General features: G+C 63.2%; 22 protein-coding genes. 9 read left to right on the top strand and 13 right to left on the bottom strand.

Annotated elements, in window-relative coordinates; all coding sequences use genetic code 11:
• Positions 1–137 precede the first annotated feature (137 nt).
• Positions 138–911, top strand: coding sequence for a Crp/Fnr family transcriptional regulator (locus SFY93_RS28405; protein WP_414717004.1), 774 nt, complete (start codon positions 138–140; stop codon positions 909–911).
• 381 nt (positions 912–1292) lie between these two features.
• Positions 1293–2942, top strand: a complete 1650-nt coding sequence (gene pgm / locus SFY93_RS28400; RefSeq protein WP_320445456.1) for a phosphoglucomutase (alpha-D-glucose-1,6-bisphosphate-dependent) — start codon at positions 1293–1295, stop codon at positions 2940–2942.
• 154 nt (positions 2943–3096) lie between these two features.
• Here pgm and SFY93_RS28395 read toward each other — a convergent pair whose 3' ends face one another.
• Genes SFY93_RS28395 through SFY93_RS28375 form a run of 5 tightly spaced genes read right to left on the bottom strand, consistent with a single transcriptional unit; the run spans position 3097 to position 7069 of the window.
• Positions 3097–3864, bottom strand: coding sequence for an ABC transporter permease (locus tag SFY93_RS28395; RefSeq protein WP_320445455.1), 768 nt, complete (start codon positions 3862–3864; stop codon positions 3097–3099).
• Complete coding sequence (locus tag SFY93_RS28390; protein WP_320445454.1) at positions 3861–4625, bottom strand: ABC transporter permease; 765 nt, start codon at positions 4623–4625, stop codon at positions 3861–3863. The genes SFY93_RS28395 and SFY93_RS28390 overlap by 4 nt, the downstream gene beginning before the upstream one ends.
• A complete protein-coding gene (locus SFY93_RS28385) occupies positions 4622–5428 on the bottom strand; it encodes an ABC transporter ATP-binding protein (RefSeq protein WP_320445453.1) in 807 nt (268 codons plus the stop codon). The genes SFY93_RS28390 and SFY93_RS28385 overlap by 4 nt, the downstream gene beginning before the upstream one ends.
• A 5-nt stretch (positions 5429–5433) precedes the next feature.
• Entirely contained in the window at positions 5434–6132 is a 699-nt protein-coding gene (locus SFY93_RS28380; protein ID WP_320445452.1) for a GntR family transcriptional regulator, read from the bottom strand.
• Between the two features lie 10 nt (positions 6133–6142).
• Complete coding sequence (locus SFY93_RS28375) at positions 6143–7069, bottom strand: ABC transporter substrate-binding protein (protein ID WP_320445451.1); 927 nt, start codon at positions 7067–7069, stop codon at positions 6143–6145.
• A gap of 120 nt (positions 7070–7189) precedes the next feature.
• Between SFY93_RS28375 and SFY93_RS28370 the strand changes: the two genes are divergently transcribed.
• Both SFY93_RS28370 and SFY93_RS28365 read left to right on the top strand, forming a co-directional pair.
• On the top strand, positions 7190–8188 hold the full coding sequence (locus SFY93_RS28370; protein WP_320445450.1) for a fumarylacetoacetate hydrolase family protein: 999 nt from the start codon (positions 7190–7192) through the stop codon (positions 8186–8188).
• A 198-nt stretch (positions 8189–8386) separates the two neighbouring features.
• Complete coding sequence (locus SFY93_RS28365) at positions 8387–9163, top strand: cyclase family protein (protein WP_320445449.1); 777 nt, start codon at positions 8387–8389, stop codon at positions 9161–9163.
• Between the two features lie 180 nt (positions 9164–9343).
• Here the strand turns inward: SFY93_RS28365 and SFY93_RS28360 are convergent, their stop codons facing one another.
• The 5 genes from SFY93_RS28360 to SFY93_RS28340 all read right to left on the bottom strand — a co-directional run bounded on the left by SFY93_RS28360 (position 9344) and on the right by SFY93_RS28340 (position 15067).
• The gene (locus SFY93_RS28360; protein ID WP_320445448.1) at positions 9344–10087 is read right to left on the bottom strand and encodes an ABC transporter ATP-binding protein; all 744 of its coding nucleotides are present in this window, start codon (positions 10085–10087) and stop codon (positions 9344–9346) included.
• A complete protein-coding gene (locus SFY93_RS28355) occupies positions 10068–11867 on the bottom strand; it encodes a branched-chain amino acid ABC transporter ATP-binding protein/permease (protein WP_320445447.1) in 1800 nt (599 codons plus the stop codon). The genes SFY93_RS28360 and SFY93_RS28355 overlap by 20 nt, the downstream gene beginning before the upstream one ends.
• On the bottom strand, positions 11867–12724 hold the full coding sequence (locus tag SFY93_RS28350; RefSeq protein ID WP_068734444.1) for a branched-chain amino acid ABC transporter permease: 858 nt from the start codon (positions 12722–12724) through the stop codon (positions 11867–11869). The genes SFY93_RS28355 and SFY93_RS28350 overlap by 1 nt, the downstream gene beginning before the upstream one ends.
• 21 nt (positions 12725–12745) lie before the next feature.
• Complete coding sequence (locus SFY93_RS28345) at positions 12746–13945, bottom strand: ABC transporter substrate-binding protein (RefSeq protein ID WP_320445446.1); 1200 nt, start codon at positions 13943–13945, stop codon at positions 12746–12748.
• 336 nt (positions 13946–14281) lie between these two features.
• A complete protein-coding gene (locus SFY93_RS28340) occupies positions 14282–15067 on the bottom strand; it encodes an SDR family NAD(P)-dependent oxidoreductase (RefSeq protein ID WP_320445445.1) in 786 nt (261 codons plus the stop codon).
• Positions 15068–15158: 91 nt separating this feature from the next.
• Between SFY93_RS28340 and SFY93_RS28335 the strand changes: the two genes are divergently transcribed.
• The 4 genes from SFY93_RS28335 (at position 15159) to SFY93_RS28320 (ending at position 19336) form a co-directional block, all read left to right on the top strand.
• Positions 15159–15644 (top strand): MarR family winged helix-turn-helix transcriptional regulator, encoded by a 486-nt coding sequence (locus SFY93_RS28335; protein ID WP_374725612.1) that lies wholly within the window; start codon positions 15159–15161, stop codon positions 15642–15644.
• 97 nt (positions 15645–15741) lie between these two features.
• Positions 15742–17481, top strand: a complete 1740-nt coding sequence (araD, locus tag SFY93_RS28330; RefSeq protein ID WP_320445444.1) for an L-arabinonate dehydratase — start codon at positions 15742–15744, stop codon at positions 17479–17481.
• Between the two features lie 12 nt (positions 17482–17493).
• Entirely contained in the window at positions 17494–18213 is a 720-nt protein-coding gene (locus SFY93_RS28325; RefSeq protein ID WP_184511945.1) for a ribonuclease activity regulator RraA, read from the top strand.
• Between the two features lie 112 nt (positions 18214–18325).
• Positions 18326–19336, top strand: coding sequence for a L,D-transpeptidase family protein (locus tag SFY93_RS28320; RefSeq protein WP_320445443.1), 1011 nt, complete (start codon positions 18326–18328; stop codon positions 19334–19336).
• Between the two features lie 957 nt (positions 19337–20293).
• Here the strand turns inward: SFY93_RS28320 and hemE are convergent.
• Positions 20294–21340: a uroporphyrinogen decarboxylase gene (gene hemE, locus SFY93_RS28315; RefSeq protein WP_320445442.1), complete on the bottom strand. Its 1047-nt coding sequence runs from the start codon at positions 21338–21340 to the stop codon at positions 20294–20296.
• 191 nt (positions 21341–21531) lie between these two features.
• On the opposite strand from hemE, the gene hemF reads away from it, so the two are divergent.
• A complete protein-coding gene (gene hemF, locus SFY93_RS28310; protein WP_309943510.1) occupies positions 21532–22425 on the top strand; it encodes an oxygen-dependent coproporphyrinogen oxidase in 894 nt (297 codons plus the stop codon).
• 159 nt (positions 22426–22584) lie between these two features.
• On the opposite strand, the gene SFY93_RS28305 is transcribed toward hemF, so the two are convergent.
• Entirely contained in the window at positions 22585–23262 is a 678-nt protein-coding gene (locus tag SFY93_RS28305; protein WP_320445441.1) for a biliverdin-producing heme oxygenase, read from the bottom strand.
• 98 nt (positions 23263–23360) lie between these two features.
• Positions 23361–24332, bottom strand: coding sequence for a LysR family transcriptional regulator (locus SFY93_RS28300; RefSeq protein WP_320445440.1), 972 nt, complete (start codon positions 24330–24332; stop codon positions 23361–23363).
• Positions 24333–24379 lie beyond the last annotated feature (47 nt).

Here is a 24379-nt window from a genome sequence, read left to right as displayed (position 1 = left end):
ATTCCTCATTCATGGCCGGATTCTCGCATGGCCTGCGAAATTGGCGGGGATGGGCTGTTCCGACATTGATATGGGTCAAAGCGTCCACGATTGATCCATGTCAAATGGTGTAGAGTGATTTTCAAGACCTGCCACATATGACCAAACCGAAGATGGACAGTGCCATGACCTTCGCGGAACCAGCGGCCGAGACCTGTGCCGGAGAGCGCGACTGCAAGCACGGCCGCAGCAACAACGGCTGCGACGATTGCAAGGTGCGCCTGTTCAGCGTCTGCGGCGCATTGGAACCGGCGGAACTCGACGAACTCGATCGCCTCAGCCAGGTCAAGAATTTCGCGGCCAAGACCATGCTGTTCGATCAGGGCGCGCTGGCCGGCAGCGTGTTCAACGTGACCGAAGGCATCGTCCGGCTCTACAAGTCGCTGCCCGATGGCCGCCGTCAGATCGTCGGCTTCGCGCTGCCCGGTGATTTCCTGGGACTTGCGCTGATGGACCGCTACGGCGTCGCCGCCGAGGCCGTAACGCAGGTGCGAGTCTGCCGTTTCTCCCGCGCCCAGTTTCTCAGCTATGTGGACGGCAAGCCGCATCTGCTGCGCCGCCTGCATGAATTTGCCGGCCATGAACTCAGCCTCGCGCAGGACCAGATGCTGCTGCTCGGCCGCCGCACCGCCGACGAGAAGGTCGCCGCCTTCCTGCTGAACCTGCAGGCGCGCTATGGCCGCATCGGCGCGATGTCGGTCAACGTGCCACTGCCCATGAGCCGCCAGGACATCGCCGACTATCTCGGCCTGACCATCGAAACCGTTAGCCGCACCTTGACCAAGCTCGCCAAGGAAAAGACCGTGCTGGTGGTGCCCGATGGCGTGCGCCTGCTGTCCACCGATCGGCTGGATCAACTCGCCGCGGCCTAGCTTCGTTTTCTTACCTCTCCCCGCCTAACGAAGCTTTGCTTCGCGCGGCGGGGCGAGGGCAGCGCCGCATCTCCCACCGCAATCTTGACCCACCTCAAGGCGCAGTCATCGCGCGAGGCGCAAGCCCTTCTCCGTCACTCAAGGAGAAGAGATATGCCTTTCGACAGTATGCTGGTCGCCGCCGCCGTGGTCACGATGTTCGTCTGCTTCGCCCTGCCGCTGGCCTGGGTCTCGCGCGGGACCTTCGGGCAGTCCTGAGCCCTTCGGCGGCATGCCGGTGCCCCTCATAACCGGCTGATTTGTCCTCCAAAACATGCCATGAGTCCTGACCCCCGCGACGGTTGCGCCGCGTCTGGGGTCTTGGTGTGCGAAGGAGAACAAATGGCTGCTCATGTGAGTCCGCTGGCCGGCAAAACCATCGATCCGTCCCTGCTGGTCAACGTGCCTCGGCTGGTGACGGCCTATTTCGCCGGCAAGCCGGATCCGTCCATCCCCGCCCAGCGCGTCGCCTTCGGCACCTCCGGCCATCGCGGTTCCGCGCTCCATAATTCCTTCAACGAGAACCACATCCTCGCCGTCAGCCAGGCGATCTGCGATTACCGCAAGGGTGCCGGCATCGATGGTCCGCTGTTCATCGGCATCGACACCCATGCGCTGGCTGAACCAGCGCTGGTCAGCGCGCTGGAAGTCTTCGCCGCCAATGGCGTGCATGTGCGGATCGACCAGGACGACGGTTATACGCCGACGCCAGTGATCTCCCACGCCATCCTCACCTACAACAAGGGCCGCTCGTCCGGTCTGGCCGATGGCGTCGTGGTCACGCCGTCGCACAACCCGCCGGAAGACGGCGGCTTCAAATATAATCCGCCGAACGGTGGCCCGGCCGATACCGACATCACCGGCATCATGGAGAAAGCTGCCAACGGCTTCCTCGAGAACGACATGGCCGGCGTCAGGCGCATCCCGATCGCGCGTGCGCGCAAATCCGAATTCGTGAAACGCTACGATTTCATCACGCCCTATGTGACCGACCTCGCCGATGTCGTCGACATGGAGGCGATCCGCGCATCAGGCGTCAAGATCGGCATCGATCCGCTCGGCGGCGCCGGCGTACATTACTGGCAGCCGATCATCGAGCGCTACAAGCTCGATGCGACCATCGTGAATACCGCGATCGATCCGACCTTTCGCTTCATGACGCTGGACTGGGACGGCAAGATCCGCATGGACTGCTCGTCGCCCTATGCGATGGCCAAGCTGATCGGCATGCGCGACAGATTCGACGTCGCTTTCGCCAACGACACCGATGCCGACCGCCACGGCATCGTCACCCGCACCGGCGGCTTGATGAATCCGAACCATTATCTGGCGGCGTCCATCGACTATCTGTTCGCGCACCGGCCGCACTGGCGCAAGGATGCGGCGGTCGGCAAGACCATCGTCTCCAGCGCTATCATCGACCGGGTGGTCAACAAGCTCGGCCGCCAACTGGTCGAGACGCCGGTCGGCTTCAAATGGTTCGTGAACGGTCTCGTCGATGGCTCGTTCGGCTTCGGCGGCGAGGAAAGCGCTGGCGCCTCGTTCCTGCGCAAGGACGGCACGGTGTGGACCACCGACAAGGATGGACTTATTTTGGGCCTGCTCGCCGCCGAGATCACGGCGGTGACCAAGGAAAATCCGAGCCAGCGCTTCGAGAAGCTCACGCAGGAATTCGGCGTGCCCTATTACGAGCGCATCGATGCCGCGGCGACGCCCGAGCAGAAGAATGTGCTGAAGAAGGTCACGCCGGAGCAGATCGGCATGACCGAACTCGCCGGCGATGCGGTGACCAAGACCGAAAGCAAGGCGGCCGGCAACGATCAGTCCTTCGGCGGCATCAAGGTTTCGACCGCCAATGGCTGGTTCGCCGCGCGGCCGTCCGGCACGGAGGACGTCTACAAGATCTATGCCGAGAGCTTCCGCAGCGCGGATCATCTCAAGCAGATTCAAAGCGACGCGCAGGCGGCGATCGGGAAAGTGTTTGCGAAATAGCCTCACGCGCAACCCCACACTCGTCGTTCCGGGGCGCGCGCTTCTTCGCGCGCGAACCCGGAACCTCGTGGTGTTTGGCGCGATCAGAGAGTCACAGGATGAGGTTCCGGGTTCGCTCGCAAGAGCGAGCGCCCCGGAACGACGAGTATGTTTCTCAATGCCCGCTTGTCCGCCACCGCAGCAGGCGCTGCTCGACCATCGACATCGCCAGTGCGGTGACATAGCCGATCACGCCGAGCAGGATCACGCCGGCGAATAGATCTGCCGAGCGAAACGCGCGTGCCGAGAGCAGCACCCAGTGGCCGAGGCCGTCGAGCCCCGCGAGAATCTCGCAGACCACCGCCAGGATCAGCGACACGGTCAGGCTGAGTCGCATGCCGGAGATGATGTCGGGGCTCGCAGATGGCAGAGCTATCTTGAAGATCACCGCGAGGCGCGACATATGCAGCGAGCGCGCGACCTCATAGAGACGCGGCTCTACTGCGCCGAAGCCGTGAACGGTCGCAAGCAGCATCGGCCAGATCGCGCCGAAAGCGATGACGAACAGGGCCATGCCCTGGGTCAGCCCGAATAGGGCGATGGCGACGGGAATGATCGCCGATACGGGCAGGGGCCGCAGGAATTCCAGCGACGGAGCGACATAGCTGCGCATCGCCCTGGACGAGCCGATCATGGCGCCGAGTGCGATGCCGACGACGGATGCGACCAGCCAGCCATAGAACATGTGTTCGAGGGTGCCGACTGTCTTGTCCAGCAATGTGCCATTGCTGAAGCCGCGCATCAGCGCGGCCCATGCGCGATCGGGGCCGGGCAGGAACACCGGCGAGACCAGCTTCAGATCGGCGATCAACTGCCACAGCGCAATCAGGCCTGCAGCCACGGCGAAGCTGGCAAGGCGCCAGAGGGTGAGCGTCCAGTTCATCGGATCTCTCCCGCCAGTGCTGCGGGGCCAAACAGATGCTGCTGCGCTGCCAGTAATCCGGCATTGAGTGCATAGCCGATCAGGCCGATCCAAAGCAGATAAGCGAGCATCAGGTCCGGGCGCAATGCCTGCTGCGCAATCATGATACCGGCGCCGAGCCCGATGGGATTGATCGCGATTTCCACGGTCACCGCGACGATCAGCGCGATGCCGGCGGCGAGGCGGAAGGCGAGAAAGATGCGCGGCAGTGCGGCGGGAATGATGATCTTGCGGACGCGGTCGCCTGGCGATAGCCGCAGCGCGCGGGAGACTTCTATCAGTCGTGGCTCGATGCTGCGCACCGCAGCGCGGCTGAGAATGAGGATCGGCCACACACAGGCAAAGGCGACGATCACAATTTCCATGCGATAGCCGAAGCCGAGTGCGATCAGGGCGATCGGTAGCAGCGCGATGGAGGGGATCGGCCGCAGGGATTCGATGGTGACTTCCATCAGCCGATCCAGCGGCTGGAAGATACCGAGTGCAATTCCGAGGAACAATCCGATGGCGCCGCCGACCACGAGGCCGGCAAAGGCCGAAGCCAATGTGTCGCGTGTGGCTGCCAGGATCGAGCCGTCACCGAACGCATTGAACAGCGCCAGCACCACGGCGCTCGGTGGCGCCAGCGCATCGCTGTGGATGTCGACGGAGCGCGCCCAGATTTCCAGCACGATGAGCAGGCTCACCGGAAGGATCGCCGCTTTCAGGCGCTCGGACCTCATGCTTCCGATGCCTTGATGAAGTCGAACAATTCGCGGCGCAGCCGCAGGAATTCCGGGTTCTCGCGCGTGGTCAATTGATCGCGCGGGCGCGGCAGGTTGATCGGAAGATCAATGCCGATGCGGCCGGGATGCGGCAGCAGGCCGACCACGCGGTCGCCCAGATAAATGGCTTCTTCAAGATCGTGGGTGACGAAGATCACAGTAGCCTTGCTGGCATCTAGCAGCGACAGGACCTCGTCCTGCAGACCCTGCCGCGTCATGGCATCGAGCGCGCCGAACGGCTCGTCCATCAGCAGTGCTTTCGGTTCCTGCGCCAGACATCGCGCGATCTGCAGCCGCTGCTGCATGCCGCCGGACATCTCCGCGGGATATTTCGCGTCGTGATGGGGCAGGCCGACTTTCTTCAGCAACGCGTCGATGCGCGCCGGGCGCTGGGCCTTGGGCATGCCGATGGTTTCCAGCGCCAGCGCGATATTTCCGGCGGCGGTGCGCCATGGCAGCAGCGCCTTGCCATAATCCTGGAACACGATGGCGACGTCGCGCCGCGGCGCGCGCATCGGCTCGCCGTCGAAGCTGACATGTCCGGATGTCGGCTGGTACAGGCCGGCCGCGAGGCGCAGCGCCGTCGTCTTGCCGCAGCCGGAGGCGCCAATGATGCAGAGGAACTCGCCGGGCTTTACGTCGAGGCTGACGTTTTCGATAATCGTCTTGCCGCCGAGATCCAGCGTGACGTGGGAAAACGCGATCTGCGACTTTTCGAGTTCGGTCGATGGGGTGTCCTTGCGAAGGGCAATGGATGTCATCGCGCTCAATCTCCCTGTCCGGGCGGATAGACGTAAGCGAGCGTCGAGTGCAGATGCGACGTCAGCATGGCCTGCGCGGGACCGGTTTCACGCGCAAGCACGCGATCGGCCAGAAGCTGATGGGCTGCGACAAAGCGGCTGCCGCTGTCGAAGCCGCGCATCATCACCCGCCGATAGCGATAGGCCTGATCGTAAAGCTCCGAATGCGCCGCGAGCAGGCGCTTCGACCCGCAAGCCGCCAGCAAGGCGGTGTGAAATCCTTTATGGAGCTTGTCGAAATCCGGCGCGCCCTCGCGGAATTCATCGCCGGTCCGTTCGATATGCCGGCGCATCTGGTGAAGCGAACTGATGATGCCAGCCTCCCAGGCATCGTCGCCATGTTCGATGGCCAACCGCAGCGCCTCCATCTCCACCACGCTCCGCATCCGTGTGATGTCGGCCAGATCCTCCCGGCTGATGTCGGCGACGCGGAAACCGCGCTGGCCGATGCCGATAATCAGGCCGCGTGAGATCAGGCGTGACAGTCCTTCGCGCATCGGCGTGGCGCCGATCTCGTAACGCTGCACGAGATCGACGATGCCAAGCCGCGTTCCCGGGGCGAGATTGCCGGCAATGATGTCATGCTGAAGCAGTGTCGCTGCACGCTCGCTCAGCGTATCCGAGCCGGATACATCGATTGGACTGCTAAGGGGCTGGCCCGCCATTCAGTTCGACCTATTTCAGAATTAGTTTGTTGAGATCGAGTTTGGTCTCCAGCATTTTCTGCGAGGACATGACGTCGATCCACCATGCCAGTTGCTCGGGCTTCAGCACCGGCTCCGACTTGTTCGGCGGCGATGCCTTCACCAGTTCGATGGTCTGTTTGGTGAATTTGGCGATTGCGGCCGAGGTCTTGTCTTTGTCGCTGTTCACGATCGCCGCACCTTCGGCGATGGCAGCACGAAATTTCCTGATGGTGTCGGGATTCTTCTCGGCCCATTCGCGCGAGGCCGCATAGAAGATGATCGGTTCTGTGCGCTCGAGCTCCGACGCGTAACGCGCGCCGATGCTGCCGCTGCCGGCCGCCAGCATGCGCGATACCGTCGGCTCGGCGGTCAGCACGGCATCGACACCGCCGGACTTGATGATGTCCGGCATGGTCGGGAAGGTCACTTCGACGAAATTGACCTTCCTGGGATCGACACCCTTGTCGACCAGCCATTTGATGAACAGCACGTGGAGAAACGCGCCGAGGCCCGGCGCGCCGACCTTCTTGCCGACGAAATCCTTTGGCTCCTTGATCGTGATGCCGTTACGCACGAAGGCGGTAATATTGGCGTTCGAGGTCGGGCTCATCACCGTCGCGCCGGCGACCGCGACGAGATCGAGGCCGCCGTCGGCAGCCTGCAGGAAGACGGTGGAGGTCGGGCCACCGATCTGGATCGAGCCGGACAGAATGGCCGCCGGGATATTGGAATTGATGCCGATCGGGATCATCTCGGCATCGAGTCCGTGCTTCTTGAAGATGCCTTCATCGACCGCGACCATCGCCGAGGCGCAGTCCGTTGTTGCAGTGCAACCGATCTGGAGCTTCGTCTGGGCATGCGCGGTGCCCGTCACTGCGAGCGTGGCCAATAGAGCTGCCACCGTCCACTTGGTCATGGTCGTCTCCCTCACCCGAGCATTTTTCGATCGTGAAGCCATCTTTGCGATCGCCTCTTGTTTATCGATATTTTTTTTGATCATATATTTTATCGAAGAACAAGCAAGTGGGAGACGCCAGTGAAGCTCGCGACATTTCGTGCCGGCGGTCAGCAGGATGGCCAAGCCAGGGTCGGTATCGTTCACGCCAATGACGGCAGGCTGTTCGATCTCGCCAGCGCCGCTGGCCGCGATGGCGGAAATCCCGCCTTCGGGTCGATGCTGGCGCTGATCGATGCAGGTGAAGGCGCGCTCGACGCCGCGCGAAAGGTTTTCGAGAAACATGGCAGCGACGCAACGCTGTCAGTGAATGTCGCCGGCACGGACATTCTCGCACCACTACCTGAGCCGCGGCAGATGCGCGATGGCATGTCGTTTCCGTTGCATATCCGGCAGTCGCCGCGTGGCCAGCTGAAGCTGGCTGCCCGTGCGAAGGGGGACATGGAAGAACTGGCGCGGTTGGAAGCCGAGCCGCTCGGCGAACTGCCCGAAGTGTATCGCCGCCAGCCGATCTACTACATCACCAATCGCTTCAGCGTACGCGGCACGAACACGACGGTGAAATGGCCGCGCTACAGCAAGGTGATGGACTACGAACTCGAATTCGGCATCATCACCAAAAACAAGGGCGCCAATATTTCCGCGGCCAAGGCGAAGGATCACATCTTCGGCTACACCATCTTCAACGATTTCTCGGCCCGCGATGCGCAGCGGCTCGAGATGGAAGGTCGCCTCGGCCCGGCCAAGGGCAAGAGCTTCGATGGCGGCAATGTGCTGGGGCCGTGGATCGTGACGCCCGACGAGATCGGCGATCCCTACAGACTGAAGATGGAATGCCGCGTCAACGGCAAGGTGCGCTCGTCATCGACCAGCGAGGGCATGCTGTTCTCCTTCGAGGAGATCATCGCCCATGTGACGCAGGACGAGACGCTAATGCCTGGCGAATTCATCGGCTCCGGCACCGTTGGCAATGGCTGCGGCCTCGAACTCGGCTGGTATCTCGAACACAATGACGAGATTGAACTCGAGGTCGAGAAGATCGGCGTGCTGAAGAACAAGGTGGTGCGGCAGGACGTGTGAAGGCGCAGCGCTCTCCACCGTCATTGCGACCACACACTGTCATTCCGGGGCGCTCGCTCTTGCGAGCGAACCCGGAATCCCGAGATGTTCAGCGTCGAACACGTGGAGATTCCGGGTTCGGTCCCGCCGCCTGCGGCGCCGGTCCCGCCCCGGAATGACGAGCTAAATCCAAATAAAAACAAAACCCGAGGAACCATCATGCCCCGTCGCCTCATCGACATTTCCGTTCCCCTGCAGAACGACGTCCCCGCCGATCCCCCGGGCAATCATCCCACCATCAATTATGTCGATCACCAGCAGGGCCTGCCGCGGATGCTGCAGTTTTTCGACGGGCTGAAGGCCGAGGATCTGCCGGACGGGCAGGGCTGGGCGGTGGAGCTGGTGCAGCTCTCGACCCATAACGGCACGCATCTCGATGCGCCCTATCATTTCCATCCCACCATGAATCGCGGCGAGCGGTCATGGACCATCGACGAAGTGCCGCTGGACTGGTGTTTGCAGCCCGGCGTGAAGCTCGACTTCCGGCATTTTCCGGACGGCTATGTCGCGACGGCCAAGGACGTCGAGGACGAGCTCAAGCGCATCGGCCATACGTTGAGCCCGCTGGAGATCGTCGTCGTCAATACGTCTGCCGGCGTCAAATACGGCCAGCAGGACTATGTCATCTCCGGCTGCGGCATGGGCTATGAAGCCACCATGTATCTGCTGGAGCGCGGCGTGCGCCTCACCGGCATCGATGGCTGGAGCTGGGATGCGCCGTTCGTCTACACCGCGAAGAAATATGCCGAGACCAAAGATGCCAGCCTGATCTGGGAAGGCCACAAGGCCGGCCGCCACATCGGCTATTGCCACATCGAGAAGCTGCACAATCTCGAACAACTGCCATCGACCGGCTTCATGGTGTCGTGTTTCCCGGTGAAGATCGAGAAGGCATCGGCGGGGTGGACAAGGGCGGTAGCGATTATTGATAGTTAAACATCGCGAGCGCAAGCGCTGCCCCACACCGTCATTCCGGGGCGCTCGCCTCTTCGCGAGCGAACCCGGAATCCTGACATGTTCATCACTCTACTACTTCGAGATTCCGGGTTCGCGTGCGCAAGATGCGCCCGCGCCCCGGAATGACGAGGTTGGGGCAAAGCGCTACGAGGTGCGTTGCTACACCGCCGCAGCTTCCTCATGCCCGAAATACGCCCGCTCCAGCCGCTGCGGCAGGTTCGCTTCCGACGTCGCCGCTTCCAGCACGATACGCCCCTGCGACAGCGCGTAGACGCGGTTGGCAGCGCCGAGCGCTTTCTCGACAAGTTGCTCCACCAGCAGTACGGCGGTGCCTTGTTTCTGCAATTGCGCGATCACCGTCAGCACGCGGTCGACCAACACTGGCGAGAGACCGGCGGATGGTTCATCCAGCATCAGCAGTCGTGGCCGCCGCACGAGGCCTTGTGCCACCACCAGCATCTGCTGCTGTCCGCCCGAGAGTGACGCTCCGCGCTCATGGCGCTTCTCGGCAATCTCCGGAAAGAACGACAGTGCCTCATCGACACGCGCGTTGCGCTCGCCGCGCGGCAGGTCGTAGGCCGCGAGCAGCAGGTTTTCGGTCACGGTCTGCTGCGTGAACACACGATGGCCCTCGATCACATGGACGAGCCCGGCACGCGCCGCTTCGCGCGGTGTGCCGTTGCTGATGTCGCGCCCGTCGAAGCGCACGCTCGCCGCATTGACCGGCAGCAGGCCGGAGATCGCGCGCAGCAAGGTCGATTTGCCGGCGCCGTTGGGGCCGAGCAATGTCACCACTTCGCCGGCGGCGATATGCAGGTCGATGCCATGGAGCACGCGGATCTTGCCGTAGCCGGATTCCAGCGCGGTGACTCTGAGCAGCGGTTCAGCCTCCGAGGTAAGCACTGACGACCTCCTTGTGAACGCGGATTTCGGCGGGGGTGCCGGCGGCGAGAATCTTGCCGAGGTTCAACACCGTGACCTGATCGCAGATGTCGAAGATCAGGTCGGCGTGATGTTCCACCAAGAGTACGCCGGTGCCGCGGCGGCTGATCCCCTTGATCAGCGCGCCGAGCCTTGTGATCTCGTCGCTGGAGAGGCCGGCGGCGGGTTCGTCCAGCAACAGGAAGTCCGGCTGCAGCATCAACGCCCTGGCGATCTCGATGAAGCGCAGCTCCGAGTGTTGCAGGCGATCGGCGCGGACATCGGCCAGCGCCTCCAGCCCGACGACGCCGAGCATGGCGCGCGCCTGTGCGGTCAGCTTGCGTTCGTCGCGGTGATGCCGCGGCAGCGACAGCAGCGCCTCGGCAAATGTCGCTTCGCCCTCGATGGTGCCGCCGACCATCACATTCTCAAGCACCGAGGCTTCGCCGATCACGCGGGGCGTCTGGAAGGTGCGGGCGATGCCTTTGCCGGCGCGCAGTTCCGGCATGCCGGGCGGCAGCGCGTCGTCGCCGAGCGTGATGGTGCCGCCCTTGGCGGCGTAGTAGCCGGAGATCACGTTCAGCGTGGTGGTCTTGCCGGAGCCATTGGGCCCGATCAGGCCGTGGATCTGGCCGGGCTTCACATCGAGATCGAGGCCGTCGATGGCCCGGACATTGCCGAAGGTGAGGACGACTTCGCGCAAGGTGAGCGTCTTGGTCGTGGCAGTCTTGCGCAACACGTCCGACAGCCCCGCGATGCGCGGCACGATGGCGCGGTTGCTGGCGAGCGGACGGCGGCTCTTGAAATCCAGCAGCGCCGCGATGCCGCCGGGCATCACCAGCACGATCAGCAATAGCAGCACCGCATAGAGGAAGGTCGACCACGCCGCGAGCGGCGCGGCGATCTCCGGCAAGATCGTGAGAATGATGGTGCCGAGCATCGGGCCGAGGATGGAGCCGCGACCGCCGATCAGGATGGCGATGAAGAACAGGACCGAGAGGTCGAAGGTGAAGGCGTCCGGCGTGATATAGGTTTGCAGGCTGGCGAACAGCCCGCCGGCAAAGGCCGCCATCGCGCCCGCCAGCAGGAAGATCGACACCAGTAATTTCGGTTTCGAGATCCCGGTGGCTTCCGCCGCGACATCCGCATCGCGGATCGCGATCAGTGCGCGGCCGAACCGGCTATAGGCGATATTGGCGCTGAGCCATGTCGCCACCGCCGCGAAGCCGATGCACAGATAATAAAAGCCCCATGGCGTGTTGAACGGCGCGGAGAATTCCGGGCCGACGATGCCGATGCCGCCGCCGGTGACGCTCTGCCAGGCCAGCGCGATCTGTGTCACGATGGTGGCGAAGCCGAGTGTGGTCATGGCGAAGTAGAAGGTGCGCAGCCGCATCGCCGGCAGGCCGACGATGACGCCGAACACCGCGCCGACGCAGCTTGCAATGATCAGCGCGCCATAGATCGGCACCGGCGGCAGCACATTGCCGGCGGCGAGTACGCTGGTCGTGTAGGCACCCAGCGTCAGTAGTGCCACATAGCCGATGGCGAGATGTCCGGCGAAGCCGACCACGAGATTGAGCCCGGCGACGAGCACCCAGTAGATCGCCGCGCGGGTGCCGATCAGTGCCCAATAATCATTGCTGACAAAGGGCAGGATCATCGCGAGCGCGAACACGCCGAGGAACGGCAGCAGTGCCGGCAGTACGGAGTGTCTGGTCGTGGCGTCGCGCGAGGTCGGAATATCGGTGATCGCCGTCATCACACCCTCCGCGCCGTTGCGGAGCCGAACAGGCCCGAGGGCGCTGCCAGCAACACGATGATGAAGATCGCGAACACCGCGACCGACGAGAAGATGCCGCCGACCAGGAAATTCGCTGCCTGCTGGAACAGGCCGAGTGCGAGGCCGCCGATCAGCGCGCCGCGATTGTTGCCGAGGCCGCCGAGTGCTACCGGCACGAAGCCGTAGAAATTCAGCAGCGCGCCATTGGCGAAGAAGGCCAGCATCAGTTCGCCGCCGGCAAAGCCCGCGACGCCGCCGATCACGCCGGCGAGGGCATAGCTCGCCACGCGCAGGTTGCGCTCGGGCAGGCCGAGTGCACGTGCCGCAAAATTATCCTCGGCGATGGCCATGAAGGCATGGCCGACCAATGTGCGGCGATAGAGATATTCGAGGCCGAGAATGGTGAGGCCGCAGGCCACGACGGGGAGCCAGAATTTCTCGTCCCAGACACCGGTGCCGAGACCGACGATGCGCGGGAAGGGCTGCGGCTCGGTGCCCCATTTGATCGCGGTGACCTGCTGGATCATCAGCGCCAGTGCCAGCGTCGACAGCACATAGAGATGCTGTTCGAGGCTTTTGAGCACCGGCCGCACTGCGACGAATTCGGTGATGACGCCGATGATCGCGCAGGCGATCAGTGTGAGGGCGAAGCCGACCAGGGTCGGCATCCCCATTTTCAGCATGAACAGCGAACCGAACACCCCGCCAAGCATGGCGAGCTGTCCGGCGGTGAAGCTCATCACCCGCGAGGTCGAGAACATGGTGTTGTAGGTGATGCCGACGAGCGCATAGATTGCGCCCGCCGCGAGGCCTGAAGCTATGATCGAGCCGAGCATGTGTGTCGTCCTCGCGCCGGCTTACGAGTAGCCGGGGGCGAGGGCGAAGGTGCCGTTCTTGGCGGAACGTGCTTCCGACATGACGATCTCGTCGGTCGGATAGCCGTTATGCTGAGTGGGTGAGAACGAGTAGTTGCCGAAATAGCCAGGATATTTGGTCAGCGAGTTCCAGTATTTGACGATGCCCTCGCTGTCGGTCGATCCGCTGGCCTCGACGGCTTTGGCGATCAGCTCGACGGCGTCGATCCCGCCGGCAATCCACCACAGCAGCGTGTCGTTGAGCGGCACCTTGGCCTTGTTCAGGCGATCGACGAGATCCTGGCTCTTGGCAGGCAGTTTGCCGGCTGAATCATAGCTGCAGCTCTTGTAGCCGATGGCGTAGACCTTCTCCCAGTTGGCCGGCTTCTCGATCAGGCTGGCGAGTTCGCCGGAGGCCAGCGACGGATGGCCGACAAAGGCAACGTCCCAGTTCATCGACGCGCGGGTGTTGAACATGCGCGCTTCCATGCCGGTGGACACACTCCACACCACGATGACCTGCGCAGCGGCATTCTTGGCGCGCAGCATGTCCGGCGTCATGTCGGGCTGTGTCGCGTCGATATTGGCGCTGTAGACGACATCCGCGCCGTCTTTCTTGAAGGCCTCGACCGAGGCTTTCACCGCGGTGACGCCGTAGCCGGTGGTGTCGCCGATCACGGCGATCTTGCTGACTTTCAGCACCTTGAGACAGTAGTTCCTGACAGCGTCGTCCCACTGGCCGTTGGATGGCGCGATGCGGAATGCGGCGGGGAATTTCGCGGGATCAATCAGCGTATCGACGACGCAAGGATGCAGGTCGGGCATCTTGGCGCGCGCCATCAATGGCGTCGTGGCCAGTGCCTCGCCGGAATTCACCGGCCCCCAGATCGCATGGACCTTGGCCTGGCTGATCAGTTCCTGGGTGGCGTTAACGGCCTTGGTCGGATCGCCTTGGGTGTCGCGGGTGATGATCTCGATCTTGCGGCCCTTGACGCCGCCGGCGGCATTGATGGCCTCCGTGGCAAATGTGACGCCGCGGTTGAAGCCGACGGTTGGCGCCGAACTCGGTCCGGTCATGGCCGCGAGCCAGCCGATCTTGATCGGTTCGGACGATTGCGCAATGGCGGGACGTGCGAGTGGAAAGCTTGCTGCGCCGAGTGCGCCGGCGCCGCCCAATAGAATACCACGACGAGAAATGCTCATCTTGACTTCCTCCCTGTGTTTTTCCCTTTGCGGTGCCTGTCATTGATGCAGGCATCCGTTTCGTCCGCCCGGTCGTTGCCGGATCATGTGTGTGATATCGTTGGTCGGTCAGATACTCCGGATCGTCATGACATATGCCGATGTTGCGCAGTGGCAGAGCGCGACGCGCAGATCCATCTCCATCGCCTCAGGCTGACCTGTCGCGGTGGCTTTGGCAATCGGCTTGTGATCTTTGACGATGGCAAGGACGTTGCCAAGGGCCTGGCTGTTGCAAGTCACACGGTGCTGCTCTGCAGTCCCGCTCGTCTGTTGCAACGCAATGATGCGCGGCCGCCGTCAGGTCGCGCTGAAGCCGCCATCTGCTGATAGCACATGGCCGACGATGTAGCCGGCATCGTCAGACGCGAGCCACACCACGGCTTCGGCGACTTCATGCGGCTGGCCCATACGCCGGATAGGCAGGCCGGCTGCGACGGCCGACATGTCGGCGATCCCCGAGGCGAGCATCATGTCGGTGACGACGCGCCCCGGTGCCACCGCATTGATGCGGATGCCGCGCGGCCCGCATTCCATCGCTGCCGAACGCATCAGTGAGATCACCGCGGCTTTCGAGGCAGAATACAGCGCAAGGCCGGGATTGGGATTGCGGATGCCGCTCACAGACGCATTGATGACGATGCGGCCGCCGCCATTCAGCTCCATGGCCTGGATCTGATGCTTCAGGCCGAGAAACACCGACCGGACATTGGCATCGAACACGGTGTCATAGACCGCCTCGGTCTGCTGCTCGATCGGCGCGCGCCGTTCCTGATAACCGGCATTGTTGAAGGCCACGTCGAGCCGTCCGAACCTGTCCATCACGCTCTTCACCAGACCGGCGACCTCGGCCTCCTCGGTTACGTCGGTGCGCACGAACAGCGTTTTGGCACCGAACCGGCCGCAGTCGTCGGCGGCGGCCTGTCCCTCGGCCTCGCGACGGCCTGCGATCACCACCGCAGCTGCGCCTTCCTGCGCCATCAGCAGCGCAGCCGCCCGGCCGATGCCGGTGCCGCCGCCGGTCACGAGGCAGATGCGTCCGGCCATGCGGTCGCGGGGGCGGAACTGGGCAGCGCTGGTTGTCATGATCATTCCTTGCACGGATCGTGCTAACACGGTCGTTATTCGTCGCCAGCAATATAGTTGTATCATGCAACTATCGTCAAGGAGCCTGCGATTGTCCGATATTGACGCCGATTTGATCGATCACATCCGCGCCGCGTCGCGTCTGATGGTGCGCGAACTCGGTTTCATGCAGGCAACGGTTGCAGCGACCGACTATCCGCCATCGGCGGTGCATACGCTGCTGGAGATCGGCGCGCGCGAGGCGATGACCGCGGTCGAATTATCGGCGTTTCTCGGCCTGGAGAAATCCAGCGTCAGCCGGATGATCCGCAAGCTGATCGACGCCGGCGAATTGAAGGAAGCCGCCAGTGCCGGCGACGGCCGCGTCAAGCGGCTGCTGCTGACGGCCAAGGGGCGGCGGACCCGCGAGGCGATCGAGGCCTATGGGCAGCGGCAGGTCACCAATGCCTTGCAGCAACTGGCCCCGGCCCAGCGTCAGAAGGTGGCCGAAGGTCTCGCGCTCTATGCCGAGGCACTGGAAGCGCATCGGCTGGCAGACGCACAGACGCCGGACCGGACATTGGCCAGGCGGTCTTGAACCGCTACAGTCGAATCCGGCACACTCGACCGGCTTGACCGGTTCGCATCGTGCAAAAGTAAGTCGTGCCAAAGCAAAAAGAAACAGGGATGGAATTATGCCGGGCCACAAGAAGACCCCCGATCAACTCCGCAGCGCACGCTGGTTCGCGCCGGACGACCTGCGTGCCTTCGGCCATCGCTCGCGCGCCATGCAGCAAGGCTATGCGCCGGTGGAGTGGGCCGGGCGTCCCGTCATCGCCATTCTCAATACCTGGTCGGAAGCGCAGCCGTGCCACATGCATTTCAAGACCCGCGTCGATGATGTGAAGCGCGGCATCCTGATGGCCGGCGGCTTCCCGATGGAGCTGCCGGCGCTGTCGCTGTCGGAGAGCTTCCTGAAGCCGACCACGATGCTCTATCGCAACATGCTGGCCATGGACGCCGAGGAACTGTTGCGCGGCCATCCCGTCGATGGCGTGGTGCTGATGGGCGGCTGCGACAAGACCACACCGGGTCTGCTGCTCGGCGCCACCAGCGCGGGCTATCCCGCGATCTATCTGCCGGCTGGCCCGATGCTGCGCGGCAACTGGAAGGGCAAGACGCTGGGCTCCGGCTCCGACGCCTGGAAATACTGGGACGAGCGCCGTGCGGGGAAAATCTCCAACAAGGAATGGGTCGAGGTCGAGGGCGGCATTGCCCGCAGCTACGGTACCTGCATGACCATGGGCACGGCCTCGACCATGACGGCGATCGCGGAGTCCATCGGCATGACGCTGCCGGGCGCATCGTCGATCCCTGCTGCAGACGCCGGTCACATCCGCATGGCCAGCGAATGCGGCCGCCGCATCGTCGAAATGGTGTGGGAAGATCTGACACCGCAGAAGATCCAGACGCGCAAGGCCTTCGAGAACGCGATCACGGTGGCCATGGCGATGGGCTGCTCCACCAATGCGATCATCCATCTGATCGCGCAGGCGCGCCGCGCCGGTCAGGATATCGGCCTCGACGATTTCGAGATCGCCAGCCGCAAGGTGCCCGTGATCGCCAATGTGCGCCCGTCCGGCGACAAATATCTGATGGAGGATTTCTTCTATGCCGGCGGCCTGCCGGGACTGATGAGCCGCATCAAGGACCATCTGCATCTCGACGTGATGACCGTCACCGGCAAGACGCTCGGCGAGAACATCGCCGGCGCCGAAGTCTATAACGACGACGTCATCCGAACCGTCAAAGATCCCATCTACGCCGAGGGCGCGCTCGCGGTGCTGAAGGGCAACCTCGCGCCCGATGGCTGCGTCATCAAGCCATCAGCCTGCGAGCCGCGCTTCCTCAAACATACTGGCCCGGCGATGGTGTTCGACGACTATCCCAGCATGAAGAAAGCGATCGATGACGAGAGCCTCGATGTCACGGCCGACCACGTGCTGATCCTGCGCAATGCGGGTCCGCAGGGCGGGCCGGGCATGCCGGAATGGGGCATGCTGCCGATCCCGAAGAAGCTGGTGAAGCAGGGCGTGCGCGACATGGTGCGCCTCAGCGATGCACGCATGAGCGGCACCAGCTACGGCGCCTGCATCCTGCATGTTGCGCCGGAATCCTTTATCGGCGGCCCGCTGGCGCTGGTCGAGAATGGCGACATGATCACCCTCGACGTCGATGCGCGCACCATCAATCTCGACATCTCCGATGCCGAAATGGAAAAGCGCCGCGCGGCGTGGAAAGCCCCGGAACGCAATTACGAACGCGGCTATGGCTGGATGTTCACCAAACATATCCAGCAGGCCAATGAAGGCTGCGACTTCGACTTCCTGCGCACCGACTTCGGCGCGCCGGTCAAAGAACCCGTGATTTATTGAGTGAGTGATCCCATGACCAAGCTCAGCGACGCGACCCGCGCCAAACTCAAGACCATCTCCACCGCCACCGTGGCCACCGCGCTCTACAAGCGCGGCTTCCGCAATCAGTGCATCCAGGACGTCCATCCGCTCGGCCCCGACCAGCCGACGCTGGTCGGCGAGGCTTTCACGCTGCGCTACATGCCGGCGCGCGAGGATCTCAACAAGCTCGATGTGTTCAGGGACCGCTCGCATCCCCAGCGCAAGGCGGTCGAGGATTGCCCGCCCGGCGCGGTGCTCGTGATGGACAGCCGCAAGGATGCGCGTGCGGCCTCCGCCGGCGCCATCCTGATCAACCGGCTGGCCCAGCGCGGCGTTGCCGGTGTCATCACCGATGGCGGCTTTCGTGATTCCGCCGAGATCGCCAAGCTCGGCTTCCCCGCCTATCACCATCGCCCGAGCGCACCGACCAATCTGACGCTGCATCAGGCCATCGAGATCAACGGCCCGATCGGCTGCGGCGACGCGCCGGTGTTTCCCGGCGACGTCATCCTCGGCGACAGCGATGGCGTGATCGTCATCCCCGCGCATCTCGCCGACGAGATCGCCAACGAGGCCTTCGAGATGACGGCCTTCGAGGATTTCGTCACCGAACAGGTGCAGAAGGGCAAGGGCATCTTCGGGCTTTATCCGGCGACCGATGAGCAGACGCTGGTGGATTTCGCGGCGTGGCGGAAAGAGAAGGGGCGGTAGGGCGCGATCACGGCGGGCATCGCGTCAGGATGGAACCAGAGGCGGTTCTTGGCTTTGTCTTGGAGAGGTGCGCCGGTGCGCATCATCCATCACTCAGCCGGAAAGAGACGCTATGCGCAGCCTCATCGTCGCGGTCGGACTGTCGCTGCTGGCGCAGGGCGCAGCCCTCGCCAAGGATTCCGACAAGCCGTCCAGGGCTTTCAATGCCGAGACGATCAACGCCGCCAATTTCACCGGCAAGCTGCCGCCCGACGAGAAGCTCAGCCCGCTGGCGGTGAAGCTACAGGTGCTGCTCGACCGCGCGCATTTCTCGCCGGGCGAGATCGACGGGATGTTCGGCGACAATGTGGAGAAGGCGCTGCTGGCTTTCGCCGAGGCTAACAACCTGCCGCCCGGCAAGGTGCTGACACCGGAGATCTGGACCAAGTTACAGGCCGCGTCCTCCGAACCGGTCATGACCGATTACGTGCTGACCGAGAAAGACGTGAAGGGTCCATATCTCGACAAGCTTCCGGTCAAGATGGAAGAGATGAAATCGCTGAAGAAGCTGGACTACACCAGCGCCCGCGAAGCCCTCGGCGAACGCTTCCATATGAGCCAGGATCTGCTCGAGACGCTCAATCCCAAAGCAAAGTTCGACAAGGCCGGTGAGACCATCACCATCGTCAAGCTCTCGGATCGCAAGCCCGACAAGGTCAGCCGCCTCGAGGTCGACAAGGTCCGCCAGACCGTGAAGGCCTTCGCCAAGGACGGCGCGTTGCTCGCCTTCTATGCCGCCAGTGTCGGCAGCGATGAGAAGCCGACGCCATCGGGTGCACTGAAAGTGACCTCGGTTCACGCCAACCCGGTCTATCGTTACGATCCGAAATACAAGTTCAAGGGCGTGGAATCGTCGAAGCCCTTCACCATCAATGGCGGCCCCAACAATCCCGTCGGTGCCATGTGGATCGGCCTGTCGGAGAAGAGTTATGGCATCCACGGCACGTCGGATCCGTCCCGCGTCAGCAAGAGCGATTCCCACGGCTGCGTGCGTCTGACCAACTGGGACGTGGAGCGCCTCGGTGCATCCGTGAAGAAGGGTGTGGAAGTCAGCTTCGTCGACGGCAAGCAGGCGGCGAAGTAGTGCGCGCGGTATTGCGCGTCCTCCTCGTCATTCCGGGGCGTGGGCGGCGCCAGCCGCACGCGAACCCGGAATCCCGGAGTGTTTTGCGCTGAACATGCTGGGATTCACCGCCACTCCAATTGGAGTGGCGGTGAATGACGGTGTGGGGCGGCAAGCCTGCACCAAACATTTTTTCCTATTCTCCGTTGACAACATCCCCATCGGGTTTATATTCCCCTTCGTCCTGCCCCACCGAGAGGGGCGATCGCGATCGTCACGTTCGCGGGGCAGGATGCGGTGGACGCCGGAGATGCGGCGTTACGCGGTTTGGGGGTGACGTCTGTCTTCGGGCAGGACGGATCTGCGCCAGCACTGCCACTGGCAAGGAGACGGCCGACCTTGGGATGGACAGAGCCCTGGACAGTGTGACGGACGACCAAATCGAAACGCGTTCGGCCAAGTGCTTTGCGGCTACCCTGTCCCTCCGCCCTGGGACATTAATTTTGGTGATGGGACCGTTCGCCATGGCAGATGTGCAAGCAACCGAAAAAACACCGCAGGCGGAACGTCGGGCACTTGCTCGGCGCCTCCGAAAGTCCTGATGCACTCTAGATTGCGGAAGACCGCATCGCATCAGGCCCAAGGGTGCAACGGGCACCTGGCGTTCCGCACGCCCTCTCACAAGGGGCGGGAATGCAAGCGACGACGGCGCCCCCGCGCCGCAAACAATGGGGGTGATGACGCATGTCTGAAGAGCCGTGGCTGTTTGAAATTCTCGGTTTGCGATGGCGCGACGGCGCCAGAAATATCCCTCCCCCGCGCGAAGCGAAGCTTCGCTAGGTGGGGAGGGTCGGCCGATAGGCCGGGGTGGGGGAGCCACAAGCGACGCTCTCACGTGGGGCACCCCCACCCGTCACGTTTGCTCGCTGCGCTCGCAACGCGCCACCCTCCCCGCAAGGGGGAGGGAGAAGGAAGATGCTATCCCCTGAAATCCCGCACCCGCTTCACCATCTGCTCCACATGGGCGATTGGCGTTTCCGGCTGGATGCCGTGGCCGAGATTGAAGATGAAACGTCCGCTTGCGTAGTTGGCCAGCACGTCATCGACGGCGCGATCGAGGGCCGCGCCGCCTGCAATCAGCACCAGCGGATCGAGATTGCCCTGCACGGCGACGTGGCTCTGCACCCGCTCGCGCACGAAGGACGGCTCCGCGGCCCAGTCGATGCTCACGGCATCGACACCGGTCGCGCCGACATAACTCGGCAGCAGCGCGCCGGCGCCGCGCGGGAAGCCGATGATCTTCGCATTCGGCACCTTGGCGCGCACGCCGGCGATGATGCGCTTGGTCGGCTCCACCGACCAACGCTGGAATTCCGCCGCGGGCAGTATGCCGGCCCAGGTATCGAAAATCTGCAGCACATCGGCGCCGGCGTTGAGCTGGCTGAGCAAGTAAGTGATCGAGTTCTCGACGATGGTGTCGATGATTTTTGCGAAGGCCTCCGGATGCCGATAGGCCATCATCCGCGCCGGCGCCTGATCCGGCGTGCCCTTGCCGGCGACCATGTAGGTCGCAACGGTCCAGGGCGCGCCGCAGAATCCGATCAGCGTAATCTTCGGGTCGAGCTGCGCGCGCACGCGGCGCAGTGCTTCGAACACCGGCTCAAGCTTCGTGAAGTCGGCCTCGGGCGAGAGCGTCGCGACCTTTTCCGGCGTGTCCAATGGGTCGAGCCGCGGGCCTTCGCCGACCTCGAAGCGGACCGAGCGGCCGAGGGCATAAGGGATCACTAGGATGTCGGAGAAGATGATTGCGGCATCGAAACCAAAACGCCGGATCGGCTGCAGCGTCACTTCGGTGGCGAAATCCGGATTGAAGCACAGATCGAGGAAACCACCGGCCTGCGTGCGGACCTCGCGATATTCAGGCAGATAACGCCCGGCCTGTCGCATCATCCAGAGCGGCGGCACCGCCTGGCGCTGGCCGGCGAGAACATCGAGGAACGGCTTGCGGGGCGTGGACTGGGTCAAATGCTTGGGTTCCGGAAACTGGTGCCGAAAGGCATGATTTTGCCGCCTCTGATACACCGCCGCTTCGCTCTTGGCGAGGCGCGGCAATTTCGCAAAAGCGGGCGATTCGCCTCACGCTTTTGACGCATCTCAAGGTGTCATCGCGCCGCAGGCGGCATATAGACTGTACGAACATCATGAGCGAAAAGACCATGAACATCATGACCCCGATCGTCAGTCCAGAAATCGAACAGAATCGCACCCGTGCCAAGGTCTGGTTCGAATCCCTTCGCGACCGTATCTGCGCCGAGATCGAGGCGCTGGAGCGCGAGGCGCCGCAGGCGCTGTTTCCGGGCACGCCTGCCACGTTCACCTACAAGCCGTGGACCCGCGCGACAGGCATCGGCGGCGGCGTCGGTGGTTTCCTCTCGGGCGGTCGCCTGTTCGAGAAGATCGGCATCCACACCTCGAGCGCGAACGGCAAGCTGTCGCCGGAGATGGCGCGGCAAATGCCCGGCGGCGGATCGCAGCTCGATTACGTCTCCAGCAGCATCAGCCTGATCATGCATCCGCGCAGCCCGCGCGTGCCGACCGTGCACATGAACACGCGCTTCCTGTCGACGGCCGTGGGCTGGTTCGGCGGCGGCGCGGATCTGACGCCGATGCTGCCCGAGCAGCGCAAGGTCGACGCGCCGGATACGATCACGTTCCACGACGCGATGCGCGGTGCCTGCGATGCGCATGACCCCGCTTACTACAAGAAGTTCAAGGCCTGGGCCGATGATTACTTCTTCCTGCCGCATCGCGGCGTGGCGCGCGGCGTCGGCGGCATCTTCTACGATCAGCTCAACACCGGTGATTTCGAGAAGGACTTCGCGTTCACACGCGATGTCGGCTCGGCCTTCCTCGATGTCTATCCGCGCATTGTGCGTGCACGGATGCAGGAAGCCTGGACTGAGGAAGAGCGCGCGCAGCAGCTCGAAACGCGCGGCCTCTATGTCGAGTTCAATCTGCTCTACGACAAGGGCACGATGTTCGGCCTGCAGACCGGCGGCAACGTCGAGAACATTCTGAGCTCGATGCCGCCGCTGGTCAGCTGGAAGTAATTTCCTTCTCCCCGCTCGCGGGGAGAAGGTGTCTTGAATGACCGAAGGTCATTCAAGACGGATGAGGGGGAGCCAGAGAGTGAAACACTGGCTCCCCCTCACCCGTCTTCCACATGCTTCGCATGTGAAAGTCGATCTGTCCCCGCAGGCGGGGAGAGGCTAAGAAGCCACCTGCTCCGCTTCGATCGCACCCTGCACGGCCCAGGACAGATCCGTGTTGAGCTGGAACGCGACCGAGCCTTCATCGATGATCGCCTGCGGATTCTTGGCGAGCTTGCCGGCTTCATCGAGCGCGTTGCGATAGTCCGACTTCAATGCAGCCAGATCGGCATAGGCCGGGAAATCGTAGAACGACAATTCCTCCGGCGCGAGGCCGGGCTTCTTGGCGAGCAGGCGCTTGAGAATCTGGCCGCCGGAGAGATCGCCGAGATAGCGCGTATAGGCGTGGGCAATCAGCAATTCGCCGTCGCCCTTGGCGGCATCCACGATGCGCTTGGCATAGGCTTCGCCAGCAGGCAACATCGGCACAGCGGAGAAATCGCCATCGCACAGCACATTGAGATCGGCTTGCATCGCCGATGCGCGATCGAGCCGATACTGGGCGAGTGCGGCGAGCACAGGCGTGTCGCGATGGCTCTCAAGTCCGGCTTCCAGCGCCTGATAGGCGGCCAGCAGGTTTCGTTGCAGCAGGACATAGCCCTTGCGGCTGACGTCACCGCGCAACATGTCCTTGATGATGCCGGAGCGCTCGGCTTCGGTGTGAAGCACCTTGGTGCCGAGATAAAGGGCGGTCACGACGCTGACGGGCGCAGTGCTATCTGCCGAGGCAGCAGGCATTGAATTCTCCGATGACTGATAAAGGGGTGTGTTGGCGCTCGGGCTGTCGACACCATATCACCCTCGCCGGATGCCACAAGGTGAGGCCAGGCCTGTTGCTACAGCGCGCGGCTGCGGGACTTGCGGCGTACCGGCGCAGATTTGCCGGTTTCCGTCGCAGGCAGAAACTGCGCGCCCTGTGCGGCAAGGAAGGCGCGCATCGCCTGCGCCGGCGGCAGCAGCACCTTGTCCTTGCGGTTGAGTACGAACCATTGCCGGATGATCGGCAGGCCGATCACATCGAGCATCACCAGTCGCCGCTGCTCCAGTTCGGTGGCCACCGTATGCGCGGAGATGAAGGCGATGCCGAGCCCGGCCATCACGGCCTGTTTGATGGTCTCGTTGCTGTCCATCTCCATGCCGATCGTGGCGCGCAAGCCTGCGCTCTCGAGCAATTGCTCCATCAACCCGCGTGTGCCCGAACCGGGCTCGCGCGTCAGGAAAGTCTCGCCTGCGAGATCGCTCATGGAGAGGCGCGCCTTGCTCGCGAGGCGATGATCGCTCGGCGCGATGATCACATGCGGATGATCGCCGATCAGGTTCACATCCATGTCGATCCCGGCAGGCGGCCGGCCCATGATTGCGATATCGAGATCGTAGCTGCGCAGGCCTGCGATGGTCTCCTCGCGATTGCCGACCGTCAGCAAGATCTCGATCTTGGGATGGAGTTTCGCGAAGGCTGAGATTGCGAAGGGCACAAAGTATTTTGCGGTACTGACGGCGCCGATGGAGATGCGCCCGCCGGTCTTGCCGGCCATCATGTCCAGCGATGTTGCGCAGGCGGCCATCGCCGCCTCGATCCGTTCCGACAGCGCCAGCACCTCGCGGCCGGCATCGGTCAGGACCATTCCGTCGCCGGTGCGCTGGATCAGCGGCAGGCCGGCGAGGCCTTGCAGGTTGCGCAGTTGCAAGGTGACAGCCGGCTGTGTCAGGCGCAGCTTCAAAGCTGCCGCCGTAATGCTGCCGCTGGCGGCGACGGCGGCCAGTGCACGCAGCTGGCGGATCGAGATGTCGCGGAAGCGCTTCGTCATATAAGGAAAACTTTCGCCGCCTAATTATTACGAAAGTTCCTTTATTT

The sequence above is a fragment of the Tardiphaga sp. 42S5 genome, from assembly GCF_034044155.1.
In the GTDB taxonomy this organism is placed as follows: Bacteria; Pseudomonadota; Alphaproteobacteria; order Rhizobiales; family Xanthobacteraceae; genus Tardiphaga; species Tardiphaga robiniae.
The sequence above is the reverse complement of the archived record's forward strand: the minus strand, read 5'-3'. Positions and strand labels throughout refer to the sequence as shown.

Bases quoted from the DNA above. Each gene is read 5' to 3' on its own strand.
- SFY93_RS28405 (WP_414717004.1), top strand. From the start codon at position 138: ATGACCAAACCGAAGATGGACAGTGCCATGACCTTCGCGGAACCAGCG.
- pgm (WP_320445456.1), top strand. From the start codon at position 1,293: ATGGCTGCTCATGTGAGTCCGCTGGCCGGCAAAACCATCGATCCGTCC.
- SFY93_RS28395 (WP_320445455.1), bottom strand. From the start codon at position 3,864: ATGAACTGGACGCTCACCCTCTGGCGCCTTGCCAGCTTCGCCGTGGCT.
- SFY93_RS28390 (WP_320445454.1), bottom strand. From the start codon at position 4,625: ATGAGGTCCGAGCGCCTGAAAGCGGCGATCCTTCCGGTGAGCCTGCTC.
- SFY93_RS28385 (WP_320445453.1), bottom strand. From the start codon at position 5,428: ATGACATCCATTGCCCTTCGCAAGGACACCCCATCGACCGAACTCGAA.
- SFY93_RS28380 (WP_320445452.1), bottom strand. From the start codon at position 6,132: ATGGCGGGCCAGCCCCTTAGCAGTCCAATCGATGTATCCGGCTCGGAT.
- SFY93_RS28375 (WP_320445451.1), bottom strand. From the start codon at position 7,069: ATGACCAAGTGGACGGTGGCAGCTCTATTGGCCACGCTCGCAGTGACG.
- SFY93_RS28365 (WP_320445449.1), top strand. From the start codon at position 8,387: ATGCCCCGTCGCCTCATCGACATTTCCGTTCCCCTGCAGAACGACGTC.
- SFY93_RS28355 (WP_320445447.1), bottom strand. From the start codon at position 11,867: ATGACGGCGATCACCGATATTCCGACCTCGCGCGACGCCACGACCAGA.
- SFY93_RS28350 (WP_068734444.1), bottom strand. From the start codon at position 12,724: ATGCTCGGCTCGATCATAGCTTCAGGCCTCGCGGCGGGCGCAATCTAT.
- SFY93_RS28345 (WP_320445446.1), bottom strand. From the start codon at position 13,945: ATGAGCATTTCTCGTCGTGGTATTCTATTGGGCGGCGCCGGCGCACTC.
- SFY93_RS28340 (WP_320445445.1), bottom strand. From the start codon at position 15,067: ATGACAACCAGCGCTGCCCAGTTCCGCCCCCGCGACCGCATGGCCGGA.
- araD (WP_320445444.1), top strand. From the start codon at position 15,742: ATGCCGGGCCACAAGAAGACCCCCGATCAACTCCGCAGCGCACGCTGG.
- SFY93_RS28325 (WP_184511945.1), top strand. From the start codon at position 17,494: ATGACCAAGCTCAGCGACGCGACCCGCGCCAAACTCAAGACCATCTCC.
- SFY93_RS28320 (WP_320445443.1), top strand. From the start codon at position 18,326: ATGCGCAGCCTCATCGTCGCGGTCGGACTGTCGCTGCTGGCGCAGGGC.
- hemF (WP_309943510.1), top strand. From the start codon at position 21,532: ATGAACATCATGACCCCGATCGTCAGTCCAGAAATCGAACAGAATCGC.
- SFY93_RS28305 (WP_320445441.1), bottom strand. From the start codon at position 23,262: ATGCCTGCTGCCTCGGCAGATAGCACTGCGCCCGTCAGCGTCGTGACC.
- SFY93_RS28300 (WP_320445440.1), bottom strand. From the start codon at position 24,332: ATGACGAAGCGCTTCCGCGACATCTCGATCCGCCAGCTGCGTGCACTG.